Annotated in this window: 15 protein-coding genes; 3 read left to right on the forward strand and 12 right to left on the reverse strand. The window is 67.3% G+C overall.

All coding sequences use genetic code 11. From position 1 onward, the window contains the following. Positions 1 to 30 precede the first annotated feature (30 nt). Positions 31 to 780, reverse strand: coding sequence for a LytR/AlgR family response regulator transcription factor (locus tag BM193_RS12605; protein WP_092802294.1), 750 nt, complete (start codon positions 778 to 780; stop codon positions 31 to 33). Next, positions 762 to 2,039 carry a sensor histidine kinase gene (locus tag BM193_RS12610; RefSeq protein WP_092802291.1) on the reverse strand — a complete coding sequence of 426 codons (1,278 nt, stop codon included), beginning with the start codon at positions 2,037 to 2,039 and terminating at the stop codon, positions 762 to 764. The genes BM193_RS12605 and BM193_RS12610 overlap by 19 nt, the downstream gene beginning before the upstream one ends. A gap of 424 nt (positions 2,040 to 2,463) precedes the next feature. Here BM193_RS12610 and BM193_RS12615 point away from each other — a divergent pair, with 424 nt between their 5' ends. After that, the gene (locus BM193_RS12615) at positions 2,464 to 3,342 is read left to right on the forward strand and encodes a serine hydrolase (RefSeq protein ID WP_092802288.1); all 879 of its coding nucleotides are present in this window, start codon (positions 2,464 to 2,466) and stop codon (positions 3,340 to 3,342) included. Positions 3,343 to 3,388: 46 nt separating this feature from the next. Here the strand turns inward: BM193_RS12615 and BM193_RS12620 are convergent, their stop codons facing one another. Next, positions 3,389 to 4,318 (reverse strand): DMT family transporter, encoded by a 930-nt coding sequence (locus tag BM193_RS12620; protein WP_092802285.1) that lies wholly within the window; start codon positions 4,316 to 4,318, stop codon positions 3,389 to 3,391. Positions 4,319 to 4,440: 122 nt separating this feature from the next. Here BM193_RS12620 and BM193_RS12625 point away from each other — a divergent pair, with 122 nt between their 5' ends. Next, positions 4,441 to 5,340 (forward strand): LysR family transcriptional regulator, encoded by a 900-nt coding sequence (locus tag BM193_RS12625; RefSeq protein ID WP_092802282.1) that lies wholly within the window; start codon positions 4,441 to 4,443, stop codon positions 5,338 to 5,340. Positions 5,341 to 5,347: 7 nt separating this feature from the next. Here BM193_RS12625 and BM193_RS12630 read toward each other — a convergent pair whose 3' ends face one another. The 6 genes from BM193_RS12630 to BM193_RS12655 form a co-directional block, all read right to left on the reverse strand. Further along, positions 5,348 to 7,273 carry a methyl-accepting chemotaxis protein gene (locus BM193_RS12630; RefSeq protein WP_092802279.1) on the reverse strand — a complete coding sequence of 642 codons (1,926 nt, stop codon included), beginning with the start codon at positions 7,271 to 7,273 and terminating at the stop codon, positions 5,348 to 5,350. A 161-nt stretch (positions 7,274 to 7,434) separates the two neighbouring features. Continuing rightward, complete coding sequence (recD, locus tag BM193_RS12635) at positions 7,435 to 9,393, reverse strand: exodeoxyribonuclease V subunit alpha (protein WP_092802276.1); 1,959 nt, start codon at positions 9,391 to 9,393, stop codon at positions 7,435 to 7,437. Continuing rightward, positions 9,383 to 13,054: an exodeoxyribonuclease V subunit beta gene (gene recB / locus BM193_RS12640; protein ID WP_092802273.1), complete on the reverse strand. Its 3,672-nt coding sequence runs from the start codon at positions 13,052 to 13,054 to the stop codon at positions 9,383 to 9,385. The genes recD and recB overlap by 11 nt, the downstream gene beginning before the upstream one ends. After that, the gene (recC, locus tag BM193_RS12645; protein ID WP_092802270.1) at positions 13,051 to 16,488 is read right to left on the reverse strand and encodes an exodeoxyribonuclease V subunit gamma; all 3,438 of its coding nucleotides are present in this window, start codon (positions 16,486 to 16,488) and stop codon (positions 13,051 to 13,053) included. Before recC ends, recB begins: the two co-directional genes overlap by 4 nt. Before the next feature lie 75 nt (positions 16,489 to 16,563). Next, complete coding sequence (locus BM193_RS12650; protein ID WP_092802267.1) at positions 16,564 to 19,593, reverse strand: CHASE domain-containing protein; 3,030 nt, start codon at positions 19,591 to 19,593, stop codon at positions 16,564 to 16,566. A gap of 137 nt (positions 19,594 to 19,730) precedes the next feature. After that, complete coding sequence (locus BM193_RS12655) at positions 19,731 to 20,621, reverse strand: LysR family transcriptional regulator (RefSeq protein ID WP_092802264.1); 891 nt, start codon at positions 20,619 to 20,621, stop codon at positions 19,731 to 19,733. A 107-nt stretch (positions 20,622 to 20,728) separates the two neighbouring features. Here BM193_RS12655 and BM193_RS12660 point away from each other — a divergent pair, with 107 nt between their 5' ends. Further along, the gene (locus BM193_RS12660) at positions 20,729 to 21,724 is read left to right on the forward strand and encodes a cyclase family protein (protein ID WP_092802261.1); all 996 of its coding nucleotides are present in this window, start codon (positions 20,729 to 20,731) and stop codon (positions 21,722 to 21,724) included. Between the two features lie 12 nt (positions 21,725 to 21,736). On the opposite strand, the gene cobA is transcribed toward BM193_RS12660, so the two are convergent. The 3 genes from cobA to BM193_RS12675 all read right to left on the reverse strand — a co-directional run bounded on the left by cobA (position 21,737) and on the right by BM193_RS12675 (position 24,442). Beyond that, positions 21,737 to 22,507, reverse strand: a complete 771-nt coding sequence (cobA, locus tag BM193_RS12665) for a uroporphyrinogen-III C-methyltransferase (protein ID WP_092802258.1) — start codon at positions 22,505 to 22,507, stop codon at positions 21,737 to 21,739. A 14-nt stretch (positions 22,508 to 22,521) separates the two neighbouring features. After that, a complete protein-coding gene (locus BM193_RS12670; RefSeq protein ID WP_092802255.1) occupies positions 22,522 to 23,700 on the reverse strand; it encodes a CmpA/NrtA family ABC transporter substrate-binding protein in 1,179 nt (392 codons plus the stop codon). A gap of 88 nt (positions 23,701 to 23,788) precedes the next feature. After that, a complete protein-coding gene (locus BM193_RS12675) occupies positions 23,789 to 24,442 on the reverse strand; it encodes an ANTAR domain-containing response regulator (RefSeq protein WP_092802252.1) in 654 nt (217 codons plus the stop codon). Positions 24,443 to 24,609 lie beyond the last annotated feature (167 nt).

A 24,609-nucleotide genomic window follows, 5' to 3' on the forward strand; every position in this document is an offset into this window, starting at 1 on the left:
ATTGGCAGTTAAAGAAAGATTGCCATCATATCAATCCTTGAACAAATAGGTAAACGTACGGCTGACGGGCAGCCTTTCCGTGCTGCCCCGCACCAGCACCTGCATGCGCTCGGCGTCGATGCGCTCGGCCGCCTCGATGGCCTTCACATTGACCATGGTGCCACGGTGGATTTGCCAGAATTGCTCCGGGTCCAGTCCGCCCAGCAAATCCTTCAGCGGCGTACGCACCAGCGCTTCCGAGCCGGCCAGCACCACGCGCGTGTACTTGGTGTCGGCCTGGAAAAACAGCACATCGTCGATATCGATCAGGCGGATCTGCTTGCCCACGCTGGCCTTGATCCACTTCATCTTTTCGCGCGGCGCCGCCGGCAAGGCGGCGCGCAGCGATCGCAGCAAGTGCGCCATGTCGGCCGGCTGCGCGCCCAATTTGTCGCGCAGGCGGGCCAGCGCGCGCTGCAGGCGCTCGGCCTGCACGGGTTTGAGCAGGTAATCGACGGCGCCCGCGTCAAACGCATCGACGGCGTACTGGTCGTAGGCCGTGACAAACACCACGTGGGCGCGCTTGCCGATGCGCTCGGCCACTTCCAGGCCCGACAGGCCCGGCATGCGGATATCGAGGAAGACCACGTCCGGCTCATGCTCAAGGAAACCGTCCCAGGCATCGTTGCCGTTTTCCGCCACCAGCACGATACGCGCCTCCGGCCAGGCCTGCTCCAGCAAGCCTTGCAGGCGCTCGCGCATCAGCGGTTCGTCTTCGGCGATCAGGATGGTGGCATGCATGTGCGGCTTTCCGTTGTCTGTATCGGTAAATGGATATCGGCGATCACGCCGCCCTCGTCGCCATTGCGCAACTCCAGGCGCCCGGCCGCGACGCCGCCGTCAACGGGGGCCAGCTGCAGCCGGCTGCGCACGTTTTCCAGGCCCAGCCCGCCACCGGCGGCAGGCGCGCCATCCTGCGCCAGGCCCACGCCCGTATCGCGCACGCGCAGGCGCAGCATGCCGTCGACCTGCTCGGCAGAAATATGGATCTCGCCGCCGCGCAAGGCCGGTTCGATGCCGTGTTTGATGGCATTTTCCGCCAGGGTCAGCACGATCATGCTTGGCACCATGACCTGCGCCAGTCCGGCCGGCAAGTCCAAGTGGAAACGCAGCCGCGGTCCCATGCGCGCCTGCATCACGCGCAGATAGGCGGCCACCATGTCGAACTCGCTTTGCAGCGCCACCTGTTCGCTGCGCATCTCGGCCAGGCTGGCGCGCAGAAAGGCGATCAGGTCGGCCGTCAGCGCGGCGGCCCGGCCGGCGCCATCGGCGCCCTGCTCGGCCAGCTGCTGCACGGCGCCCAGGGTATTGAACAGAAAATGCGGCTCGATCTGCGCGCGCAGCAAGCGCAGCTGCGATTCGCTCAGCTCGCGCGCCAGGCGGTCGCGTTCCGCCTCCTGCTGCAAGCGCAAGGTCAGCGCCTCGGACTGGCGGTTGCGCCAGATGGCGACCATCCCCAGGGGAACCATGTACAGCAAGCTCACCACCAGCAGGGCGACGCCCACGTTGCGGACGATTCTTTCCGGCGAGATCACGACGGGCTGGTCGCTGAAGACGGTGGCGGCCCCCATGCCGACCAGCAAGCCCCCCATGCACGCCAGCAGGATGCGCAGCAGCGGCTTGACGGAGCGCGTCGCCACCAGCCGGCGGTAATTGAACCACACGCCCATCAAGCCGCAGGCCAGCGAAAAACCGATCAGGTTGCTCAACACCAGCGATTCGATCCAATTCAGTTTTCCCGGCCACAACAGCTGCTGCAGCGCACCCAGCGCACTGAAAGGTAGCAGCAGCTTGGCGGCGGCCACGTAAAAACGGGCGCCGTGGTATTTCACGAGGAAATCACGGAATTGCTGGCGCTCGATCGGCGACAAGGTCGCCAGGCGCGTGCCGACATAGCGCCGCAGGCCGGCCGGCAAGGTGGCGGCCGCGTCCGGCGTTTGCAGCACCAGCTTGGCGTCGTCGTCCATTTGCTGGTGCCACTGGCTGATTTTTCCCCACATCTCGCGTTCTCCTTGGTAAGTTCTTGATGCATGAACGCAGTGTGGGGGCAGGTCGCCAGTGGGCACAGGGGCAAGTGACCAAGCACGATTCGGCGGGTGCCGGCGACGATGGCGGCGCACGTTGTATGACAATCAGCAAGCTTGCGGAAAGAGTATTAGATTTCCTAAATGAAATCAATAATACGGCGACAATTTTCACTCAGGCAATAGTTACATCCCGCATCAGGATTTTTTTCACCTTTTATGCCGCAAAGCGGCCTGCGCGGCCGGTGTGCCGTAGACATCGCAATATTTTTAATGGTATTGTCTACGCTTGGCAAATATTGCCTCCGAGACACACGCCGCGTTCCGGCGTGGCCCTGTCGCGGATTTGCGCGCAGCGCCCTTGATGGCGCCCCAAAACTGCTTTCCCACATACAATCCCATGCTCAAAAAAATGTTCGCCGCGGTGCTGATGACGCTTTCGACAGCGGCCATCGCCGTGCCTTTCGGTTCCCAGTCGATACTGGTGGTCGAAGATGGCACAGGTAAAGTCTTGCTTGAAAAAAATTCCAACGTGGTGGTGCCCATCGCCTCGCTGACCAAACTCATGACAGCCATGGTGGTGCTCGACTCCAAGGCCAACATGCAGGAAGAGATCAGCATCGACCGCGAGGACGTCGACACCCTGAAACACAGCACCTCGCGCGTGCCCGTGGGCGCCACCCTGAGCCGCCACGACGTGCTGCAGCTGGCGCTGATGTCGTCGGACAACCGTGCCGCCGCCTCGCTGGCGCGCACCTACCCGGGCGGCCCCACCGCGTTCGCCGTGGCCGTGAATGCCAAGATCAAGGCGCTGGGCATGCGCCAGACCGTGATCGAAGAGCCGACGGGCTTGTCGCCGAACAACCAATCGACGGCGGCGGACCTGGTCAAGATGGCCGTGGCCGCCTCACGCTACCCGGAAATCAGCCGCATCACCACCGATTCGAAGGACGTGATCCAGATCAAGGGCCGCGACGTGGAATACCACAACACGAACCGCCTGGTGGGCGCCAAGGGCTGGGATATCGGCTTGTCGAAGACGGGCTACACGAACGAGGCGGGGCGCTGCCTGATCATGCGCATCAAGTCGGCGGGCAAGTTCGCCACCATGATCCTGCTCAACGCGCGCGCCAATTCCGTGCGCGCCATGGACGCCGTCAACATCCGCCGCATGCTGGCGGCCGAGAACGGCATCGAAGAGCCGAAGGTCATGCGCGCATCCGTCAGCCGGCATAAAAAGGCGCCGGCCAAGCCATCGAAGCGCCGCCGCGCACGCTAAGCACGGCTGCATGCCGGGGTCAGACCCGACGGGTCTGACCCCATCACTATTTCACTTGCCGGTTGGTCATCACCACGCCGGCGATCGTCACCGCGCCGCCCACCAGCATCGAGGCGAGCACGGGTTCACCCAGCAGCGCCGCCGCCAGCACGATGCCGAACACGGGCACGAGGTTGTTGAACACGGCCGTGCGCGACGGGCCCAGCGCCTTGACGCCCTCGTAATACCAGACAAAGCCGATCACCGTGCCAAACACGCCCAGGTAGCCGATGGCGGCCCACACTTGCCAGCCGAAGCTGCGCCACGGCACCGTCGGAAATTCCACCACCGCCCCCACCAGCAGGAAGGCCAGGCCCCACATCGACGCATACGTGGTGGCGGCAATCGGGCTCAAGCCCTTCAGCGCAACCCTGCCGATCAGGGTGTAGGCAGCCCAGCTGGAGATGCCGCAAAACATGAAGATCTCGCCGGCGCCGATGCCGCCGCCGTTACCGTGCAGCACGCCGGCCAGGTCGCCGCGCGTGATGACGATGGCCGTGCCGCAGAACGCCAGCATGATGCCCAGCCATTTGAACGATCCCAGCCGCTCGCGGAACAGCAGGGCCGACGCCAGCGCCGTGACGATGGGGTTCAGGGCCACGAACAGGGCCGTGCGCCCGGCCGGCATGCGCGACAGGGCCGCCAGGAAGCACAGGTTGTACAAAAAGATGCCCGTCAGGCCGAGGGCCGCCGTCGTCGCCAGCTGCTTGCGGTCCAGGCGCGGCAAGCCCCCTTCCAGCTTCCAGGCCAGCACGACCAGCAGCAGCACGGCCACGCCGAAACGCCCGCTGGCGGCCGTCATGGGCGGCATCTGCTGCGCCAGCACGCGTCCGGCGATAAAGGTGCCGCCCCAGAACAGGGCGACGAAGATGAGTTTGAGGTAGACGAGCGGCGACTGCACGGCAAGCAGTGGCGGCGATACGGCGGAAGAGCGCATGGAAATATCCTGTGAAGCCGCTTGCGCGGCGGGTGGTGTACCTGCTGTACACTTATATATTAATACTAATATCAACTCATGAAATAATGAGCAAATACTCATAGCACAGGAAAGCCACAAGCATGACCTTCACGCAACTGGAAATTTTTACGCTGGTGGCCGAGCTGCACGGCTTTTCCGCCGCCGCCGCGCAGCTGGGCATCAGCCAGTCCGCCGTCTCGCATGCCTTAAAAGCGCTGGAAAAGGAGATGGGCGTGGACCTCATCGTGCGCCACCAGGCCTCGGCCGAGCTGACGGACGTGGGCCGCCAGCTGCTGGTGCGCGCGCGCGAAATCCTCGGCCTGTCCGAAGCCATGCGCCAGGAAGCGGCCGACGTGCTGGGCCAGCGCCAGGGCACCCTGCGCATCGGTTCCTTCGGTCCCACCTCGTCGTTGAACCTGCTGCCCGCCATCACGGCCCAGTTCCGCCTGCGCTATCCGGGCATCGACCTGCGCATCGACGAAGGGGCCGACCATGAAGTGGTGCAGTGGATACGCGAGCGCCGCGTGGACGTGGGCTTCGTCGTGCTGCCCGACGAGCGCTTCGATACGGCGCCGCTGGTGGAAGACCAGATGATGGCGCTGGTGCCGCGCAGCCACCCGCTGGCACAGCTGACGACCATCACCCTGGCCCAGTTGTGCGAAGGGCCGTTCATCATGTCCGAGGCGGGCTGCGCCTGCCTGATCGAGCCGCTGTTCGCCAACGCGGGCCTGCAGCCGCACGTGCCCTACCGCATCAGCCAGGTCATCACCATCCTCGACATGGTCAGCCGCGGCGACGGCCTGTCCATCGTCGCCGAACTGGCCCTGCCGCAGCGCTTGAAGGAGCAGTATCCGGAACTGGTGGCCCTGCCCTTGAATCCGCCCGTCAGTCGCAAGGTGGGCCTGGCCGTGCGCGACCGGCGCCAGAACACGCCCGCCACCAACGCTTTTTTCGAGGTGGCCAAGCAGATGGCGCCGACCCTGGCGCCCCGGCGCGCCTGAGCGCCGCTTAGAACGTTTCCCACTCCTCGCTGCGTTCGGGCTTGGCGGCGGCCGTCGCTGCGGGGCGGCTGGCGATGCGCGGCGCGACGGCCGCGCGCACCACGGGCCTGGCCGGCGGCTGCACGGCGACCGGCCCGTCATCGAGCTTGAACACGCCCACCACCTGCGACAGCGTCGTCGCCTGGTCCTGCAGGCTTTCCGCCGCGGCCGCCGCCTCTTCCACCAAAGCCGCGTTCTGCTGCGTCACCTGGTCCATTTGCGCGATCGCCTGGTTCACCTGCTCGATGCCGGAACTCTGCTCCACGCTGGCGGACGTGATCTCGCCCATGATATCGGTAACGCGGCGCACGCTGTCGACGATTTCCTGCATCGTCGCCCCCGCCTCGTCGACCAGGCGCGCGCCCGTGTCGACCTTCTCCACCGAGTCATCGATCAGCAGCTTGATTTCCTTGGCCGCGCCTGCGGAGCGTTGCGCCAGGCTGCGCACCTCCGTCGCCACCACGGCGAAGCCGCGTCCTTGTTCGCCGGCGCGCGCCGCTTCCACGGCCGCATTCAAGGCCAGGATATTCGTCTGGAAGGCGATGCCATCGATCACGCTGATGATGTCGACGATCTTCTTCGACGAGTCGTTGATCGACGCCATGGTATCGACCACCTGCGCCACCACCATGCCGCCCTTGCTGGCCACATCCGACGCGGACACGGCCATCTGGTTGGCCTGGCGCGCATTGTCGGCATTCTGCTTGACGGTGGAAGTCAGCTCTTCCATCGAGGCGGCCGTCTCTTCCAGCGAGCTGGCTTGCTGCTCCGTGCGCGACGACAGGTCCTGATTGCCGGCGGCGATTTCCATTGATGACTCCTTCACCGATTCGCTGGCCGTGCGGATCTTCACCAGCACGGCGGCGATCTTGTCGATGAAGCGGTTGAAGGCGCCCGCGATCTGCGCCAGTTCATCCACGCCCGACGCGTCGAGGCGGCGCGTCAGGTCGCCCTCGCCCGAGGCGATATCCTCGAGCGCATCGCGCACCAGTTCCAGGCGCTTGAGCATCTTGAACACCAGCAGCGACAGCAACGCCGCCGCCAGCGCCGTCAGCAGCACGGCGGTGACGCTGGCCGTCGTCAGCATGGTCTGCAACGCTTGCATGGCTTCCTGCTGGTCCAGCACCACGGCCAGCAGCCAATCGGTGCCGGCCACGCGCGTGACGTACAGCATGCCATCGCGCCCATCCAGGCGCACGGCCTCGCTCTGGCGCGCGCTTTCCAGGCGGTTGATCTGCGCGGCAGACAGGCTGGCATCGAGCTTCGACACGGGCTGCAAACTGAGCGCCTTGTTCGCGTGGGCGATGACGCTGCCACCCTGGTCGATCAAAAAGGCAAAGCTGTGCGGCGTGGGCTTGATCGCCACCACGTTGGCGATCACCGTATCGAGCAGCACGTCGGCGCCCGCCACGCCTGTCAGCGCCCCTTGCGGGCCCACGGGCGCCGTGAACGACACCACCAGCTGGTGGCTGGCCGCGTCCACATACGGCGGCGTGAGCATCGGCACGCCCGCCTTGACGGTGTCCGTGTACCAGGCCCGCGCCGTCGGATCGAAATCGGCCGGGCGCCCCGGCTTGGTGAACACCGAGCGCTTGTCGGCATAGCCGATGAACACTTCGGCGAAATCGCCCGCCTTTTCCGCGATCTGGAAGGCGCGCAGCGGCTCGGGGGTGTCGGCGGACATAACGATCGAGGCCATGACTTTTTTCTTGCCATCGACCCACTGCGCCAGCACGGCGGACTGGCTTTGCAGCAGCTGCTGCATCTGCTGGTCGGCCGAGGCCAGCATGCTGTTGCGCGTCGTGACGTAATTGGCGACCGACAAGGCCAGCATGGACAGCACGACGATGGCCACGCAAATGAGCACCAGCCGCGTGCGAAGGGAAGACAACATGATGGACTCCTCGTTTCGATTTTATTGGCGTGAAACAGTGCTTTCGCACTACTTCATCTACGAAAGCATTTTCACATAAAAATCGGAACAAAAATCATCAATATTCGGAATACAACAAATATATTTCCTTGCAGAAACGCGTCTCCGCCCCCATCAAGCCATCAGCCGATCAACCCTCTCAGCCCGCTGGCGCGCTGCGTGCGGCGCAGAATCGCGTCCACCAGCACGGCTTGCGTGGGCGAGACGAGGGTGAAGAAGTCGCGCGCGCGCGTGATGCCCGTGTAGACCAGTTCGCGCGCCAGCATGGCGCCGCCCTCCTGCGGCAGCACCAGCACCGTGTGGCGAAATTCCGAGCCCTGCGATTTATGCACCGTCATGGCGAACGCCGTCTCCACGTGGCGCAGGCGCGTGGCCAGCACGCTGCGCACGTTCTCGCCTTCGAGGAAGTACACGCGCAGGGAGCCGGGCCGCGCCGGGTCGCGCAGGGTCAGGCCGATGTCACCGTTGAATACGCCCGTGCCGTAGTCGTTACGCGTGACCATCACGGGCCGGCCCACATACCACTCGCCGCGGCGGATCAGGCCTTCCTTTTCCAGCCGCAGCTCGATGGCCGTGTTCAGGCCGGCCACGCCCCACTCGCCCTCGCGCACGGCGCACAGGATGCGGAACGATTCAAAACTGTGCAGCACGGCGCGCACCCAGTCGTCGTGCCGCGCATAGCCCTCTTCGCCCGCATTCACCAGTTCCAGGTAGGGCTGATAGCCGCCCGGCGCATCGCTCCTGCCACGCAAGGCCAGGCGCAGCACGTCTTCCTGCTGCGCCGGCACGCTCCACGCCAGCTGGCCGCCGCTGTCGCCGGCGAAGCAGGCCTTGGCCAGGTCGGGCCTGCCCCCATTCACGGCCAGCGCCAGCTCGCCGATCGGGCCGCTGAAACGGTGGCTGTGGCGCAGCATCACCGTCTGCTGCGCCAGCGCGCCCGCCGTCCCCGCGAAGGCGGCGGGAATGGCCACGCCGCTGGCTGCCTGCGCATACGCGATGGTGGCTGGCGTGTAGCCGCCCGCCTGCGCGTCGTGGCACAAGTCGCCCAGCACGGCGCCCGCCTCCACGGACGCCAGTTGGTCCTTGTCGCCCAGCAGGATCAATATCGCCGCGGGCGGCAAGGCGTCGAGCACCGAGGCCATCATCTCCAGGTGCACCATCGACGCTTCGTCGACGATCAGCACGTCGACATCGAGCGGATTGCCCGCGTGGTGGGCAAAGGCGCGCGTATCGGGCCGCGCGCCCAGCAGGCTATGCAGGGTGCGCGCGGCGCCCATGCGGCGCGCCAGTTCCAGCAGCGCCAGCGCGTCGCCGGCCTTCGCCGCCAGTCCTTCGAGCGCCTTGTCGATCGACTGTTTCAGCCGCGCGGCCGCCTTGCCCGTGGGCGCGGCCAGCGCGATGCGCAGCTGTTCCGGCTGCGGCGAAACGGCAAACAGCAGGGTCAAGAGGCTCGCCACCGTATACGTCTTGCCCGTGCCAGGACCGCCCGTGATGATGGCGACCTTGCCGCGCAAGGCGATGGCGCAGGCGACTTTCTGCCAGTCCGGCCCGCCATCGTGCGTGGGCTGGTCGAACAGGATGTCGAGCCATTGCCGCACCTGCGCCGGCGGCGGCGTCGTCAAATCCTGCGCGCGCGCGGCGATCTTCTCGCCGACCAGGGTCTCGTCGCGCCAGTAGCGGCGCAGGTACAGGCGGTCGCCATCGAGCACCAGCGGCTGGCGCACGTCGGGCGCACCCACCTGCCACACTTGCGGCGCGCGCGCCAGCAGCGCGCGCCAGCCGTCCAGCGATGCCGGCAGCGGGCCGGACACGGCCAGCACCGCGTGCCACAGCTCCTCGCTCCAGCCCAGCAGCTGCGACGGTTCGCTGGCCAGGTCGCCCAGCATCAGACAGCTGTGGCCGCGCCCTTCCAGTTCGGACAGCACCACGCAGGCGACGGCCACGGCGGGGGCGTCCGGCGCCTGCTCGTCCAGACTGGCGATGAAACGCGCAAAGGCGGCGCTCAGGCGGCGCAGATGACCGTCCTGCGCGACGCCGTCAACGTGGCTGAACAAGGCATTCATCTGTTCACTATGCTGCATGGTGTTCCGTTTCTTCTAACAGTTGATCGAGGCCGTCCAGCAGTTCCCGCTGCGGCGCCAGCCAGTAGCAGCCGTGCGTATCCGTGTTGGCGATACCGCGCAGGAACAGGAAAATGGCGCCGCCCAGGTGCTCGGCCGGGTCGTACGCGTCACCCAAACGGCTCTTCAGCAGGCGGTGCAGGGCCAGCATGTAGATGGCGCCCTGGATGTCGTAGCGGTGCTGCGCCATGCCGGCCGCCAGCGCCGGCGTGTGGTAGGCCGCATCATTGCCGCCCAGCGCATTCGACTTGTAGTCGAGCACCCAGTAGCGCCCGTCCCTTTCGATGACCAGGTCGGCGAAGCCTTTCAGCATGCCGTGCAGCTGGCGCCGTGGCAGCACGGGACGCGGCGCGCCATCGAGCAGCAATCGCGTGCACAGCTTGTCCAGCGCCTCGGTGGACAGGTGCTCGCTGGGGAACCAGAACTCCATCTCGGACAGGGTGCTGTCCAGCTGCGACAGCGGCGCATCGAGCAGCGGCAGCGGCGTGGTCGCCACCGCCGTCAGCCAGGCGATGGCGTCTTCCTGGCGGTGGCCCCAGCCCGCCCGCTCGCAGCGCGCGGCCAGGCGCGTGGCGAAGCTGTCGTCATGGACGCAGTCAAAGCCTTCGCCACCCATCCATTCGAGCTGCTCGTGCAGGAAATTGCCGGGCACGGAGCCGCGCGGGAAGCGGTGCCATGGTGCGTCGCCCAGCTGCATCGGCGCGGCCGGGACGACACCGGAGCCATCTTCCAGCAAGGTCTCTTCCAGCGCCCGCTGCGGCACGTGGGCGCTGGCCACGGCGCCGATCTGGCGCGTCAGCGACGTAAAGCTGCCCACCGACCAGTCGCGCTCGAATTCGCCCGCGAACACGGGTGCGGGCCGCAATTCAGGACGGCGCTCGATGCGGTCCAGCACCGTGCACGCATCGGGCTGCGCCAGCGCGCTGACATAGATGGCGTCGCAGCTGCCCGCCACCTGCTGCCAGCGCAGCGGCAGCTGGTCCGCCGGCAGCTTCTCGCCGCCCGTCAGCAAATAACCGAGCGCCGATTCGTGCAAGGTGTTTTCGCCCGCCTTGCGCGCCGCCAGCGCGGCCACGCCCAGCCACAAAAAGTGGCGCGCGCGCGTCAGGGCCACGTACAGCAGGCGCAAGTCTTCCTCGATGCGCGCCTCTTCCACCGCCGCCATGGCGTCGTCGGACAGCGACAGGTCGATGCGCCGTTCGCCGTTTTCCCCCGCATACTCGAAGAAGCTGCGGTTGCGCTTGTCCACCTTGCGCGCCGTGACGGCGAACGGCAGGTACACGAGCGGGTATTCCAGGCCCTTCGATTTGTGCACGGTGATGACCTTCACCAGCTCCGCATCGCTTTCCAGGCGCAGCACGCGCTCGTCGCCGCTTTCGCCCTCGCCGGCGATCTGTTCGGCCAGCCAGCGTATCAGCGCCTGTTCGCCATCGAGCTGGCGGCTGGCCGACTGCAGCAGTTCGGCCAGGTGCAGCAGGTTTGTCAGGCGCCGCTCGCCGCCCGTCTGCTGCAGCAGCATGGCGGGCAACTGCAGTTCGTGGATGAAGCGGCGCAGCATGGCCAGCACGCCCTGGCGCTGCCAGATCAGGTGCAGGGCCTTCAGTTGTTCGACGCGGCGTTCCCATTCCAGCTCGTCGCTCGACAGGCGCGCCAGTTCGCCCAGCGACAGGCCGATGGTACGCGTGGCGAAGGCGGCGCGCGCCAGTCCCCCGTCGAGCGGATTGGCCAGCGCCGCCAGCCAGCGCAGCACGTCGGCCGCTTCCTCGCTGTCGACGACGGAATCCTTGTCGGACAAATACACGCTGGCGACCCGGCGGCGCGCCAGCGCGCGGCGGATGGCGGCCGCCTCCTTGCGATCGCGCACGAGCACGGCCACGTCGGCCGGCTGCAGGCGCGTAAAACCGCCGGGGCCGTCGAAACCCGTTTGCGGGTCGCCCAGCATGGCGACGATATGTTCGGCGCAGTGCTGCGCGAAATACTCGCGGTAGCTGTCGCCGCGCAGCCCTTCGTCGCTGGCACAGGCGGCCAGCAGCGCCGGCATGGCGCCATCCCTTGTGACCAGGTATTCGGCGCGGCCCTTGGCGTCGACAGCCTCGAACGGCAGCGGATTCTCGCCTCCTTTGCGGTAGCGGAAGGCGCCAGCAGGCACCTCGGCGCGCTCGGCGTGCAGGAACAGCTGGTTGACGGCCGCCACCAGCGGCGCCGTCGAGCGGTAGTTGGTGCCCAGCTGGTAGTGGCGCCCCGTCGTGGCGCGCCGCGCCGCCAGGTAGCTCTGGATGTCGGCGCCGCGAAAGCCGTAGATCGACTGTTTCGGGTCGCCGATCAGGAACAGGCCCAGTGCCGGGTCGTTGTCGGCGATGCGGTACAGGGAATTGAAGATCTGGTACTGCGCCGGCGCCGTGTCCTGGAATTCATCGACCATGGCCAGCGGGTACTGGTCGATGATGCGCTGGCGCAGGGCCGCGCCGTTGTCGCCGGCCAGCGCGTCGTGCAGGCGCTGCAGCATGTCGGCAAAGCCGAACTGGCGCGACTGGCGTTTTAACTGATCCATGCGCCGCGCGATGGCCGCCGCCGCATGCAGGTGCAGGGTGTGCGCCAGCGGCGTGAGGGCCGCCAGGGCAATCCCCAGCGCCTCCGTGTGTTCAAAGCACTCGGGCACCTGCGCGGTAAAACTCTTGGCGAACGCATCCTCGATGCCGAACGGCGTCAGGCGCTCCCACGCCTTGGCCGTGATGGCCGGCTGCAGCAGCAAGGGGTCTTGCGCCCAGCGGCGCAAGCCGTCGAACCACTTCGCCAGGTTCTCCGGCTTCATCTTGACGCCGTTAAAGCACTTGGGATTGACGGCGCGGTGCTCGTTGATCCAGGCGGCCATCCGCTCCACGCGCTCGACCCAGCCCGCCTTCAGGCTCGCCAGCTGCGCGGCCAGCGCCCGCTGTTCGCGCGCGATCAGGGCGGACAACGGCTCCTCGGCCGCCATGCCCATGATGTCCGCGCGGCGCGCCAGGTCGCGCGCGCCCTTTTTCAGCGCCTCCACGTCGGGCCAGCAATCGAGCAGCACCTCCAGGGCCTGCGGCGACAGGGGGTACACCTGCTGGCGCCAGTAATCGTGGGCCGCATCCTCGAACAGGGCCTGCTCGTCGCTGACCAGTTCTTCGTCGAACAGGCTGCCGCTGTCGAACGCGTGTTCGCGCAGCATGCGCTGGCACCACGCGTCGATGGTGAAGATGGCCGCTTCATCCATCGTCTCGGCGGCCAGCATCAGCCGGTGCGCGGCCTTTTGCCGTTCACTCTCGTCCGGATACGATTCCAGCAAGGCGTCGAGGAAAGGATCGCTGCCGCCGGATGCCATGCCAACTTCGTGCCGAAAATAGGCGGCCGCCTCGATCAGGCGCTCGCGCACACGGTTCGACAGTTCGCGCGTGGCGGCGCGGGTAAACGTCATCACCAGGATGTCGGCCGGCAGCAGCGGCCGCGTAAAACGGCTGTCGTCGTCGCCATGGCCCAGCACGAGGCGCACGTACAGGGCGGCGATGGTCCAGGTTTTACCGGTGCCGGCCGAGGCTTCGATCAGACGCGAGCCGTGCAGCGGGAACGCCAGGGGATTGAGCAGATGGCTCGTCATTGTTCTTCTCCGGCGCCGTCATCGGGCGCGCTGATCGGGTCGATCGTGATGTGTTCCTGCAGCCAGTCGGCCAGCGGGCCATACAGCTCGCGCGTGCAGTCCTGCCACGCCTCGTCGGCCGCCAGGGCGGAAAATTCGGGCCACAGGCGGGCCAGGCACAGTTCCTCGCGTTCGCCGGACAGCTCGAAGCCGCCATCGTAGACGGCGCGCGGGTCGCCGCCCTGCACCAGCGCCAGGCCCGTCTTGCAGGCCGTGGGCAGCGGATGGTTCATGCCTTCGCGCCACAGCACCAGCAAGGTGGCCAGCGCCTCGCGCGCACTGGCGGGATCGAGCGGCGCCATGCTGACGATGGCGTCGCGCGCCACCAGGTAGCCGGTGACGGGGAAATCGATGGCGGCGGCGGCCAGCTGGCGCAGCCACATCAGCATCAGCTTGTCGCCGCGCGCCAGGCCGCCCTTGTCCGTCACCTTCGAGGAAATCTGCATCAGCCAGGCCGTGTCGCGCCCGTTGCTGCGCAATCTGTCGAGCCAGTCGTCGATCTGCAGTTCGCCAAACGGCAGGTTGATGGCGCGCTTCTCGGCCGCCTGCGGGAACGAGGCGCGCAAGGACAGCCACGCGCTGCGCACGGGCAGCAGCGCCTCGACCAGCTGCGCCTGCACCTGCTGGCCGATCAGGCCGATGGGCAGCACGCCCTCGCGCGCCAGCCGCTGCGCGCGCGCTTCCAGGCTGGCGCGCACGTCGTCGAGCGCCTCCACGGCGCCGCCGTCGTCGAGCATGGTGTCTTCCAGCAGATAGCGCTCGAGCGCGTTCAGGCCGAACGGCTCCTCGTCCTCGCCCAGCATGGCCGCATCGGCGAAGTGCACGCTGAGGCGGCGGCGGAAGAAATACTTGACGGGCTGGCGCAAAAAGCTGGCCAGCTCGCCCAGCTTCAGCCGCGTGCCGGGATCGAGTTCATAAGGCCCCAGCGGCAGCTCCTCGGGCGCCGGCAAGCCAGCATCGGCATCGGCCGCATCGGCATGCGCCACGCGCCATTCGCGCGCATAGGTCAGCAAGCCGCCCGCCTCGAAATAGCGGCGGCTGAATGGCTGCAGCGCGTGCTCCGTCGTCAGGCTCGCCAAATGGCGGTCCAGCGACCAGCCGGCGGCCAGGTAGTCGCGCAGCTGCGACACCAGCACGGACGGCGGCTGCTCCGAATTGTCGCGCACATTGCGCCCCACCCAGCTCACGTACAGCTTGTCGCGCGCGGCCAGCAGGGCTTCGAGCATCAGGTAGCGGTCATCGTCGCGGCGCGAGCGGTCGCCGGGACGCGCCATGCCAGGCAGCGCCAGCAGGTCGAAATCGGCCTTCGGCGCGCGGCGCGGGAAGTCGCCGTCGTTCATGCCCAGCAGGCACACCACGCGGAACGGCACGGCGCGCATCGGCATCAGGGTGCAGAAGGTCACGCCGCCGGAGACGAACTGGTGGTTCAGGGTCGGCTCGTCGAGCGCCCCCAGCCACGCCACGCGCAGCACGGACAGCGGCACCTGCTCGACAAAGCCAGCGTGCCCGCAGGTTTCCAGCCAGCCCTGCAAGGCGCCTTCCAGCTGCGCCAGGGTCAGGCGGTCGCCCTCGTCGTCGGCGTCAAAGAAGGCGGCCAGCAGCGCGCGCGCCTGCTCGCCCCATTCGGCCGGCGTGCGCGTGCCGGCCAGCACGCCGCGCCAGTGCAGCAGCGCCTCGACCAGCTGCGCCAGCGACCCCGCCAGCGCCGCATCGAGGCCGCCCACTTCCGCATACGGCTCGATGCCGTGGAAGCTGGCGCCGCCGCCGCTGGCATAGCCGAGCAGCATGCGCCGCACGCCGAAGATCCAGGCATTCTGTTCGCCCGCCGCACCCAGTCCCAGGCCGCTGCGGTGCTGCTGGTCCAGGCCCCAGCGCACGCCGGCCCCCTCGATCCACGCGCCCAGGGTCGCCAGGTCGTCCGGCTGCAAGCCGAAACGGGCGGCCAGCGCCGGCACGTCGAGCAGGTCGCGCACCTCGCTCTGGCGGCAGCGCTGCTGCGGCAGCTGCAGCAGCCATTCGAGCGCGACGAGCAGCGGGTTGACGCTGCGGTCCTTCACGTCGCCGATCTCGAACGGAATGAAGCGCTCGTCGTTGCGCCGGTACTGGCCGAAGACGGCGTGGATGGCGGCCGTGAAGGTGTCGATGTCGGGCACCATCACCACCACGTCGCGCGGGCGCAGGCCCGTCTCGGCGCTGTGGGCGAACATGGCCAGCAGCTGGTCGTGCAGCACTTCCACTTCGCGCTGCACGCTGTGCGCCACGTGAAATTCGATCGAGCGGTCGCCGGCGTCGGGTGGCGTTTGCGCATGTTCGGCCAGCGGGCGCAGTTCGCGGATGGCCACCTGCACCTGCTGCAGCAGGGTCTCGCCCGCCTCTTCGCCGAACAGGTCGATGCGCAGGCTGTCGTCGCGCCCTTCGGCATGCGCGTGTTCGTCGAATTCATCGAGCATGCGGATGAAGTCGCGCCCTTGCCGCCCCCAGCTGGCCAGCAGCGGATGGCTGTGCGCATGCAGTTCTTCCAGCGGAATCTGCGCCAGGTCGGCGCCGTTGCGCTGCCGCTGGCGTTTATTGGCCGCGCGCAGCAGGTCGCGCCCGTCGATGATGTCGCCCCAGTAGAACTGGCACGGATTGGGCACGGCCAGCACCACCTGCGTGTGGCGCGCCAGCGCGGCCAGCGCCTGCAAGGTCTGGTACGGCAGCGCCGAGACGCCGAACAGCACCACCCTGCGCGGCAGCTTGCCAACGGGCGCGTCGCCGGCGGCGATCGCGGCCAAAAAGGCGTCATGGATGTCGGCGCGGCCCGTATCGCGTTCGAAGGCCTCGACGTCGGCAGCCACGGCGCGCCACAACTGCGCCTGCCAGCGCTGGTCGTCCTTCAGGACGATGGATTCGCCGCGCGCCGTGCGCAGCTGGTCGCGTCCGGCCGCCCAGTCGGCCAGCCAGTCGGCGCGGTAGACCTGGTACTGGTCGAACAAGTCCGCCAGGCGCTCGGCCAGCTGCAGGCGGCGCTCGGCATCGCCGTCGGCGAGAAAATAGCGCAGCGGCGCAAACACGGGGTCGGCCAGCAGCGATGGCAAGAGCCGCATCAGGCGCCAGGTCAGCGGCGACTTGTCGAAGGGCGAGACGCGCGGCACGCGCTCGCGGCCCAGCATGCCGCGGTAGCTTTCCCACAGCAGGCGCGCCGGCAAGGCGATGCGCGTGGCGGCGCACACGCCCATCTCTTCGGCCAGGGCGATCTTCAGCCACTCGGCCACGCCGTTCGACTGCACCAGGAAAATGTCCGTTTCCAGCGGCGCCAACGGGTGGCTGCGCAGCCACTGGAAGACGGCGGCGCGCAGCTGTTCCAGCTGATTGCCATGCAGGATGAGGAGGCCGGGCGTGACGGTAGATTGCATGCTGTTCCGATGGGTTGCGGCGCCTGCGGCCGGGTGGCAGCAGGCGTCAAACGCGTATTATCGCCGCTGCCCGCGTCAGGGGGTGTCGCTGGTGGCAAATTCCAGTGAAATTTGTTCGGCCACCTGTGCCAGCGCCGGACCGAGGGCCGTCAGCAGGGCGCGCGCCTGCAGCAGGTCGCCGCCCAGGCGCAAGCCTTCGATCGACTGGCACAGGGCGGCAAACGCATGCGCGCCCACGGCCAGCGCGGACGACTTGCTGCGGTGGCCCAGGTCGGCCAGGCGTCCCAGGTCTTGCAGCGCCATGGCCTGCTCCATCTCGGCGATGCCGTCGCGCGCCGTGTCGAGGAACAGCTGGGCGTACTTGCGCATCTTGACGGCGTCATTGCTGAACGTGAGCGCCAGGGTGGCCAGGTCGAGGATGGCCGTGTCGCGCCGTTCGGGTACCGCGCGCGCGGGCGGCGCCAGCGCGCCGGCCCGGCCCGCGGGCTGGGCGCCGCCCATGCCGCCTATGCCGCCGCGCAGGCGGAACCATTTCGCCAGCAGATGGAACAGCAGGTTGGGCGCGATCGGCTTGGTCACGAATTCATCCATGCCCGCCGCCAGGCAGCGGGCGCGGTCCTCGCTGCCCGCGTTGGCCGTCATGGCGATCACCAGCAGGCCGGCCAGACGCGGATCGGCGCGGATGCGGCGCGTCGCCTCGAAGCCATCCATTTCCGGCATCTGCACGTCCATCAGCACGCAGTCGTAGCGCTGGCGCGCCAGCAGGTCGAGCGCCTCGCGGCCGTTGCCGGCCACGCAGACGGTGGCGCCCGCGTCTTCCAGCAGTTCGCAGCCCACCTGCTGGCTGAAGACGTTGTCCTCCACCAGCAGGATGGAAGCGCCACGGATCACGTCCAGCACTTCCGGCTCGACCTCGGCGATGCCGTCGTCGCTGGCCTCCACGCATTTTTCCAGGCGCGCCGTGAACCAGAAGGTGCTGCCCTGGCCGGGCTGGCTGTACACGCCCACCTTGCCGCCCATGAGTTCCGCCAGCTGCTTGCTGATCACCAGTCCCAGGCCGCTGCCGCCGTAGCGGCGCGTGGTCGACGGGTCGGCCTGGTGGAAGGAGCGGAACAGCTGCGCCACCTCTTCCTGCTTCATGCCGATGCCGCGGTCCTGCACCTCGAAGCGCAGCAGGGTATGGCTGGCGCGTTCCTCGGACTGGCGCACGCGCACGTAGATGCTGCCGTTGTCGGAAAACTTGATGGCGTTGCTGGCCAGGTTCAGCAAGACCTGCTCCAGGCGCAGCGGGTCGCCGCGCCAGCGCTGCGGCAGGTCCGGCGCGATATCGAACTGCAGGACCAGGCCCTTGACGGCGGCCGCGTCGCCCAGCTGGCTGGCGATGTTCGCCAGCAGGGTATCGAGGCGGAAGTCCAGCACTTCCAGTTCCAGCTTGCCCGCCTCGATCTTGGAAAAGTCGAGGATGTCGTTGATCAGTCCCAGCAGATGCTGGCCCGAATGGTAGATCTTCTGCAGGTAGTCGCGCTGGCGCACGTCGGCCACGGACTTCAGCGCCAGGTGCGCCATGCCGATGATGCTGTTCATCGGCGTGCGGATTTCATGGCTCATGTTCGACAGGAAGTCGCTCTTGGCCTGGCTGGCCGCGTCGGCCTGCTCCTTCAGCCGGTGCAGCTCCGTCACGTCGGTGGACAGGCCGATCAGGCCCGTCACGGGACCGGGCAAGCCAAGCGGCACCTTCACGCTCCACAGGTGGTGCACCTGGCCCTGCGCGTCGACGAAGCGCTCCTCGCCGACGAACTTGGCGCCGCTGTCGAACACCTGGCGCTCCGTGCGCTGCGCGGCGGCGGCCGCATCGCCGAGCATCAACTCGCTGTCCTGGCGGCCGATCACCTGCTGCACCGAACGTCCCAGGATGGCCGCCGTGCGCGCATTCACGTAGCGATAGCGCAGCTCTTCATCCTTCATGTAGACATAGGCATCGACGCTGTCGAGCACCGTATCGAGCAGGGTGCGCTGCGCCACGGCGCTGCGCCGCGAACGGTACAGGGTATAGATGTAACCATAAATGAGCAGGGTGCCGGCAAAGCCGACGGCCAGCGCCAGCCACGGAAAATAGCGGTCGAAGGGGCTGTACAGCTCCGCCTTGCGCACGCGGAAATGGGCTTTCCACAGGCCGCCCTGATACACGATGGGCAGCACCTGGTCGAAGTACGCGGCATCGCTGCCCGCCTGCGGCGGCGATGCCAGGTCGCCGTCATCATTGAACAGCAGGCGGTCCTGCGGCGTGATGCGCAGCACGCCAGCGGCCGGCAAGGGGTCGGCGGCACTGTACAGGGTCAGGTGCAGCGGTTCGAGCGCGCTGCGTTCGAGCGCGCTGTGCACCAGCTGGGCCACGCCAAAGCCGATGCCGACGGAACCCTGGTAGGCGGCGCGGCGCTCGTCCACGCTGCCCTGCGGCATGCCGTTGCGGTACACGGGCAGGCGCATGCCCAGGCCCACGTGGGCGGGCGGTCCCTTGATCATGATCACCTGTCCCGACGCGCTCACTTCGCCGCTGTCGCGCGCCTGGTTCAGCGCCTGCGCCACCAGCGGATTGGCGCCGATGTCGACGCCCATGCGCTCGGTCAGCAGCGAATCGGGCTCCAGGTAAGTGAGCACCGTGTATTGCGGCCGTTCGCCGGGCGGACGGATGGTGAAGGCGGGATAGCCGTCCGGCGCCAGGCTGCGGTCCAGGCGCACGGCCTCGATGTAGGCGGCGCGCTGCGCGGGCGTGACGGCCACCGCATAGTTGACCGATTCGATGGCGGGAAACTGGCGCCGGATATCCAGGCCGGCCACGTAATCGTGGAATTGCCGGCGCGTCAGCTGGTCGCTGGTGCGGAACAGCGCTTCGAGCCCGCGCAGCAGGTCGGAATAGCTTTTTACGCGCGTGGCCAGGCTATGCTGGGCGCCGTGCGTGAGATTGTCGAAACGCTGCTCGGCATCGTCGTTGACCGTGCGCGCCGCCCCCGCATACAGGGCGCCGCCCACCGCCAGCGCCAGCAGCAAGCCTCCCGCCCAGATACCGATGCCTGATACCGTCCCGCCCTTGCTCAAAGTGTGCATTATCGATCGCTTATTCCGGTTCCTCGAATGTGGGGCGCAATTCCGTATAGCACGAGGATACTATCAAAGCCCCTGCGCCACGCGTCTGCGGACGAAAAAAAGGCCGTGCAATGGTTGCACAGGCAAACACCATGCGCCTATGCCGCCTGCAATTGCTGCGCCAGGAAATCGCAGAAGGCGCGCACCTTTTGCGGCACGTGGCGGCCGTCGGGCGTCAGCGCATACACGCCGCGCCTGGCCATGCCATGCGCCGGCAGCACGCGCACGAGGGCCCCGCTGGCCAGCAGCGGCGCGGCGATGAACGACGGCAGCGCCCCCACGCCCATGCCGGCCACCAGCATGTCGGCCAGCAGCAGGCTGCTGTCGGCGGCAAAACGCACGGGCAGCACGACGCTGCTGGCGCCTTCCGGACCGTCCAGCTGCCAGACGCCGGGACTGTCCGCCAGCCGGTACGCCAGGCAATCGTGGCCGTGCAAGTCCGGCGCCCGCAGCGGCGTGCCGCGCCGCGCCAGATAATCGGGCGCCGCGCAGATCATTTGCTCGACCTCGCCCAGGCGGCGCGCCACCAGGCTCGAATCGGCCAGCGCGGCGCGGATGCGCAGGGACACGTCATAGCCCTCGCCCACCACGTCGCGCAGGCGGTCGTCGAGGGTCATCTCGAGCCTGACGTCGGGATAGCGCTGCATGAACACGGGCAGCAGGGGCGAGAGCACTGTCAGGCCGAACGACAGCGGCGCATTCACGCGCAGCCGCCCCGCCACCTTGCCGGCACAGCCGCGCGTGGCCACCTCCAGCGCGGCGATTTCATCGAGCAGGCGGCAGCATTCAAGATAGTAGGCGCGCCCGCCGTCGGACAAGCTCATGCGCCGCGTCGTGCGCACCAGCAGCACCGTGCCCAAGCGCGCTTCCAGCTGGCGCACCTGCTTGCTGATGGCGGCCGCCGACTGGTTCAATTCCTGCGCCGCCTTGCTGAAGCTGTCGCGCTCGACCACGGCGCGAAACACGCGCATGTGCGCCAGGACATCCATGATTCTTTCCATCTGGTTAAATATCTTATTATTTTATCGCTGATTATCATTGAGATGGAAAACAATATGATGGCGGCTTCTTCATTCATGTCACGCAAGGAGCACCCATGTTCACACCATCCGCCACCCTGACCGCCCTGCTGCTGGCCCTGCTGGCCTGCCCAACGCAGGCGGCCACGCCGGCCGCCGCCCTGCCCGAAGTGGGCATCAGCCCCTGGGGCCCGAAAGACGAGATCGGCCGCCTGAACCTGATGACGCCCGCCTCGCGCGCCGCCATCCTGGCCCGCATCGAGGGCGGCAAGAGCTATGACCTGGCCGTCGATTTCTATGTCGGCATGCCCAGCTGGCAGGCGGCCGGCGACCCGCCCTACCAGATGTGGATGACGCACACGCCGAAGGGCAACGTGGTGGCCGACTCGATGCAGGTGGGCGACGCCATGAATCGCCACGTCAGTTACACGGGCTCGGCCGTATCCATGTATGCGCACATGGGCACGCATATCGACGCCCTCAACCACTTCGGCTTGAACGGCAAGATCTGGAACGGTTTCACGGAGGAACAACACCTGGGCGACCGGGGCTGGACGGTGACGGGCGCGGAAAAGCTGCCGCCCATCGTCGCGCGCGGCGTGCTGATCGACGTGGCCGTGGCCAAGGGACTCCAGCAACTGCCCGACAATTACCGCGTCACGCGGCAAGACTTGCGCGCGGCGCTGGCGCAACAGAAGGTGACGCTGGAACAGGGCGACGTGGTGCTGATACGCACGGGCCGCATGCGGCACTATGAGCAGGCGCAAGCGTACATGGCCAATCCGCCCGGCCTGTCGCTCGACGCGGCGAAGTTCCTCGTGGAAGATGGCGGCGCCATGGTGGTGGGCGCCGACAACCTCAGTTTCGAAGCGTTTCCCTCCGAAGTGCCGGGCAACTACCTGCCCGTGCACACCTACCTGCTGGCGCAGCAGGGCACGCCCATCCTGGAACTGGTCGACCTGGAAGCGCTGTCGCGCGACAAGGTGTACCAGTTTGCCTTCATCGGCGCCTCGCTGAAATTCCGCGGCGGCGACGCGGCGCCCATCCGTCCCGTGGCGCTGCCGATCCGCTAGGCGCTGGCAGGCTCAGACGCAGGCGGCCAGCAAGGCGCCGGCGCCATGGTCGTCCCAGGCATCGGCGCAGCGCACCACCTCGCCCACGACGATGATGCTGGGACTGCCCAGGCCGCTGGCCAGCAGATCGTCGGGCAATCGTTGCAAGGTGCTCAGCAACTGGCGCTGCGCCGGCAGGCTGGCCGACTGCACCACGGCCACGGGCGTGCCCGGCGCCATGCCGCCCGCCAGCAAGCCGGCCTGGATGGCGGCCACCCTGGCCACGCCCATGTAGATGACGAGGGTGAGTTTGCTGTGCGCCAAGGCCGTCCAATTCGGCTCGGACGCGCCATCCTTGCCGTGGCCCGTGACGAAAATGGCGCCCTGGCTCCAGCCGCGGTGCGTCAGCGGCACGCCGATGGATGCGGGTGCCGCCAGGCCGCTGCTGATGCCGGGTATTACCTCGACGGCCACGCCGTGGCTGCGCAGATAGGCGCGCTCCTCGCCGCCGCGCCCGAACAGATACGGGTCGCCCCCTTTCAGGCGCACCACGTGCAGGCCCGCCCGCGCCTCGGCCAGCATCAGCCGCTCGATGAAGGCTTGCGGCGTGGAGGCGCAGCCGCCCCGCTTGCCCACCTCGACCACGCGCACGCCTGGTGCCGAATGCGCGAGGATGGCCGGGTTGACGAGGTCGTCGATCAGCACCACGTCGGCCCGTGCGATGGCTTTTACTGCCTTGATTGTCAGCAGGTCCGGGTCGCCGGGACCGGCGCCCACCAGGGTTACGCTTCCACATTGCGCCATGATGCAATCTCCCGTCAGAAAAAATGGCCGATGGCAAACGATGCCGCGTACGCTTCCGGCGCGCTGCCGTCCCACACGACGCCATCGCACAGGGTCGAGCTGCGCATGGGAGCCTTCGGTACGGGCGTCGCCGTCATTTCCGCCGCCTGGCGGTACAGGTCGATGCGGTTGACCTGGCGCGCCACGGCCAGGTAATCGGGTTCCTCGCGCAGCAAGCCCCAGCGCCGGTGCTGGGTCATGAACCACATGCCGTCGGACAAATACGGGAAATTGACGGCGCCGTCATGATGGAAGCGCAAGCCGTGCGACTCGTGCCACGTCTTGCCCAGGCCATCCTGGTAATGGCCGAGGATGCGCGGCGCCAGCATTTCCTGCGGCGTCTGCAGATAGGCGGGCGCGGCCAGGGTAGCGGCCGTGGCCAGCCGGTGCTCGTCGCTGGCGTCGATCCAGCGCCCCGCATCGAGCACGGCGGCGATCAGGGCGCGGCACGCATGCGGGTGCTGGCGCGCAAACGCGGCGCTGGTGCCCAGCACCTTGCCCGGATGCTCGGGCCAGATGGCGCCGCTGGTGGCGGCCGTCACGCCCACGCCATCGACGATGGCCTTGTAGCCCCACGGCTCGCCCGCGCAAAAACCGTCGATCTGGCCGGCGCGCAAGGCGGCCACCATCTGCGACGGCGGCACCGTCATCACGCGCGCGTCGCGCAGCGGATCGATGCCATGCGCGGCCAGCCAGTATTGCAGCAGCATCGCGTGGTTGCCCGTCGGAAAAGTATGCGCAAAAGCAAACGGGCGCCGCGCCGCGCGCATATGGCGCGCCAGCGAGGCCCCATCGTGGCCCCCTTCGCGCGCCAGGGCCGTCGACAGGGTCACGGCCTGGCCGCCGTGATTGAGGTTCATCAGCACCGCCATGTCGTGCTGCTGTCCGCCAACGCCCATCTGCACGCCATACACGAGGCCGTACAATACGTGGGCCGCGTCGAGCTCGCCACTGTTCAACTTGTCGCGCACGCCGGCCCACGACATCTCGCGGCTCAGCTCGATCTTGATGCCATATTTTTCATCCAGGCCCAGCTTTGACGCCATCACCAGCGAGGCGCAATCGGCCAGCGGCAAATAGCCGATGCGTATCAGTTGTTTTTCCGGCTGCATGGAGCGCATCACCTGGGCGCTGCCGCCTGCTTGCTCAGTCATACCCGTTTCCTTTGTTGAACGCCAACGGCACCATCGCACCAATTCAGTGCGCTGCACCAGCATCTGTCATAAAAATAAGCGTGCCGTGTCATCCCAGCAAGTCCTCGACGTCGAGGATGCGCTGGGCGATCTCGGCCAGTTTGAGTTTCTTGTTCATGGCCATGCTGCGCAAGCGCTGGTAAGCCTGGTCTTCCGTCAAGCCATGGTGCGTCATCAACAGGCCCTTGGCCCGCTCGATGACCTTGCGTTCCTGCAACTTGTGCCGCGTGTCGAGCAATTCGGCGCGCAGTTTTTCATCCTGGCGAAAGCGCGCCAGCGCCACGTTCAGCACAGTCAAGATACGCTCGGCATGCAAGCCAGCCACGATATACGCGGACACCCCGGCCGCCATGGCCGCGTCGATGCTGGCCGTGGCGCCATCTTCCGTAAACAGCACGATGGGGCGGCGCTCGTCGCGCGTGGCGATGACGATGTGCTCGAGCACGTCGCGCGCATCGGATTCCGCGTCGATGATGATGAGGTCGGGCTGCAACTGCGCGATGCGCTCGGGAAGGTAGAGGTCGGCTGGCAGGGAGGCGACGATGTCGAAGCCCGATTCCAGCAAGCCGATGCGCAAGGCATTGCCGCGCTGCACTTGCGCCGCCAATGCCGCATCGGCGTGCACGCCGTGCTCGACGATGGTATTGACGACAACGATGCGCAAGGGGCGCTCAAGCGCGGGCGGGGTACGGCTGGGCGTCATGGAAGCGATCTGCAATGGCTAAACACAAGCATTGCAGTAAGCAAGAAACGAACCAGCCGATGTTACGGCGGAATTACTTCAGGGTCGGCATGGCAAACTCGGCGCCCGCCGCCGTCGAGGCGGGCCAGCGCTGCGTCACGGCCTTCTGTTTCGTGTAGAAACGCACC

The organism is Janthinobacterium sp. 344 (assembly GCF_900112025.1).
Taxonomy (GTDB): Bacteria; Pseudomonadota; Gammaproteobacteria; order Burkholderiales; family Burkholderiaceae_D; genus Janthinobacterium.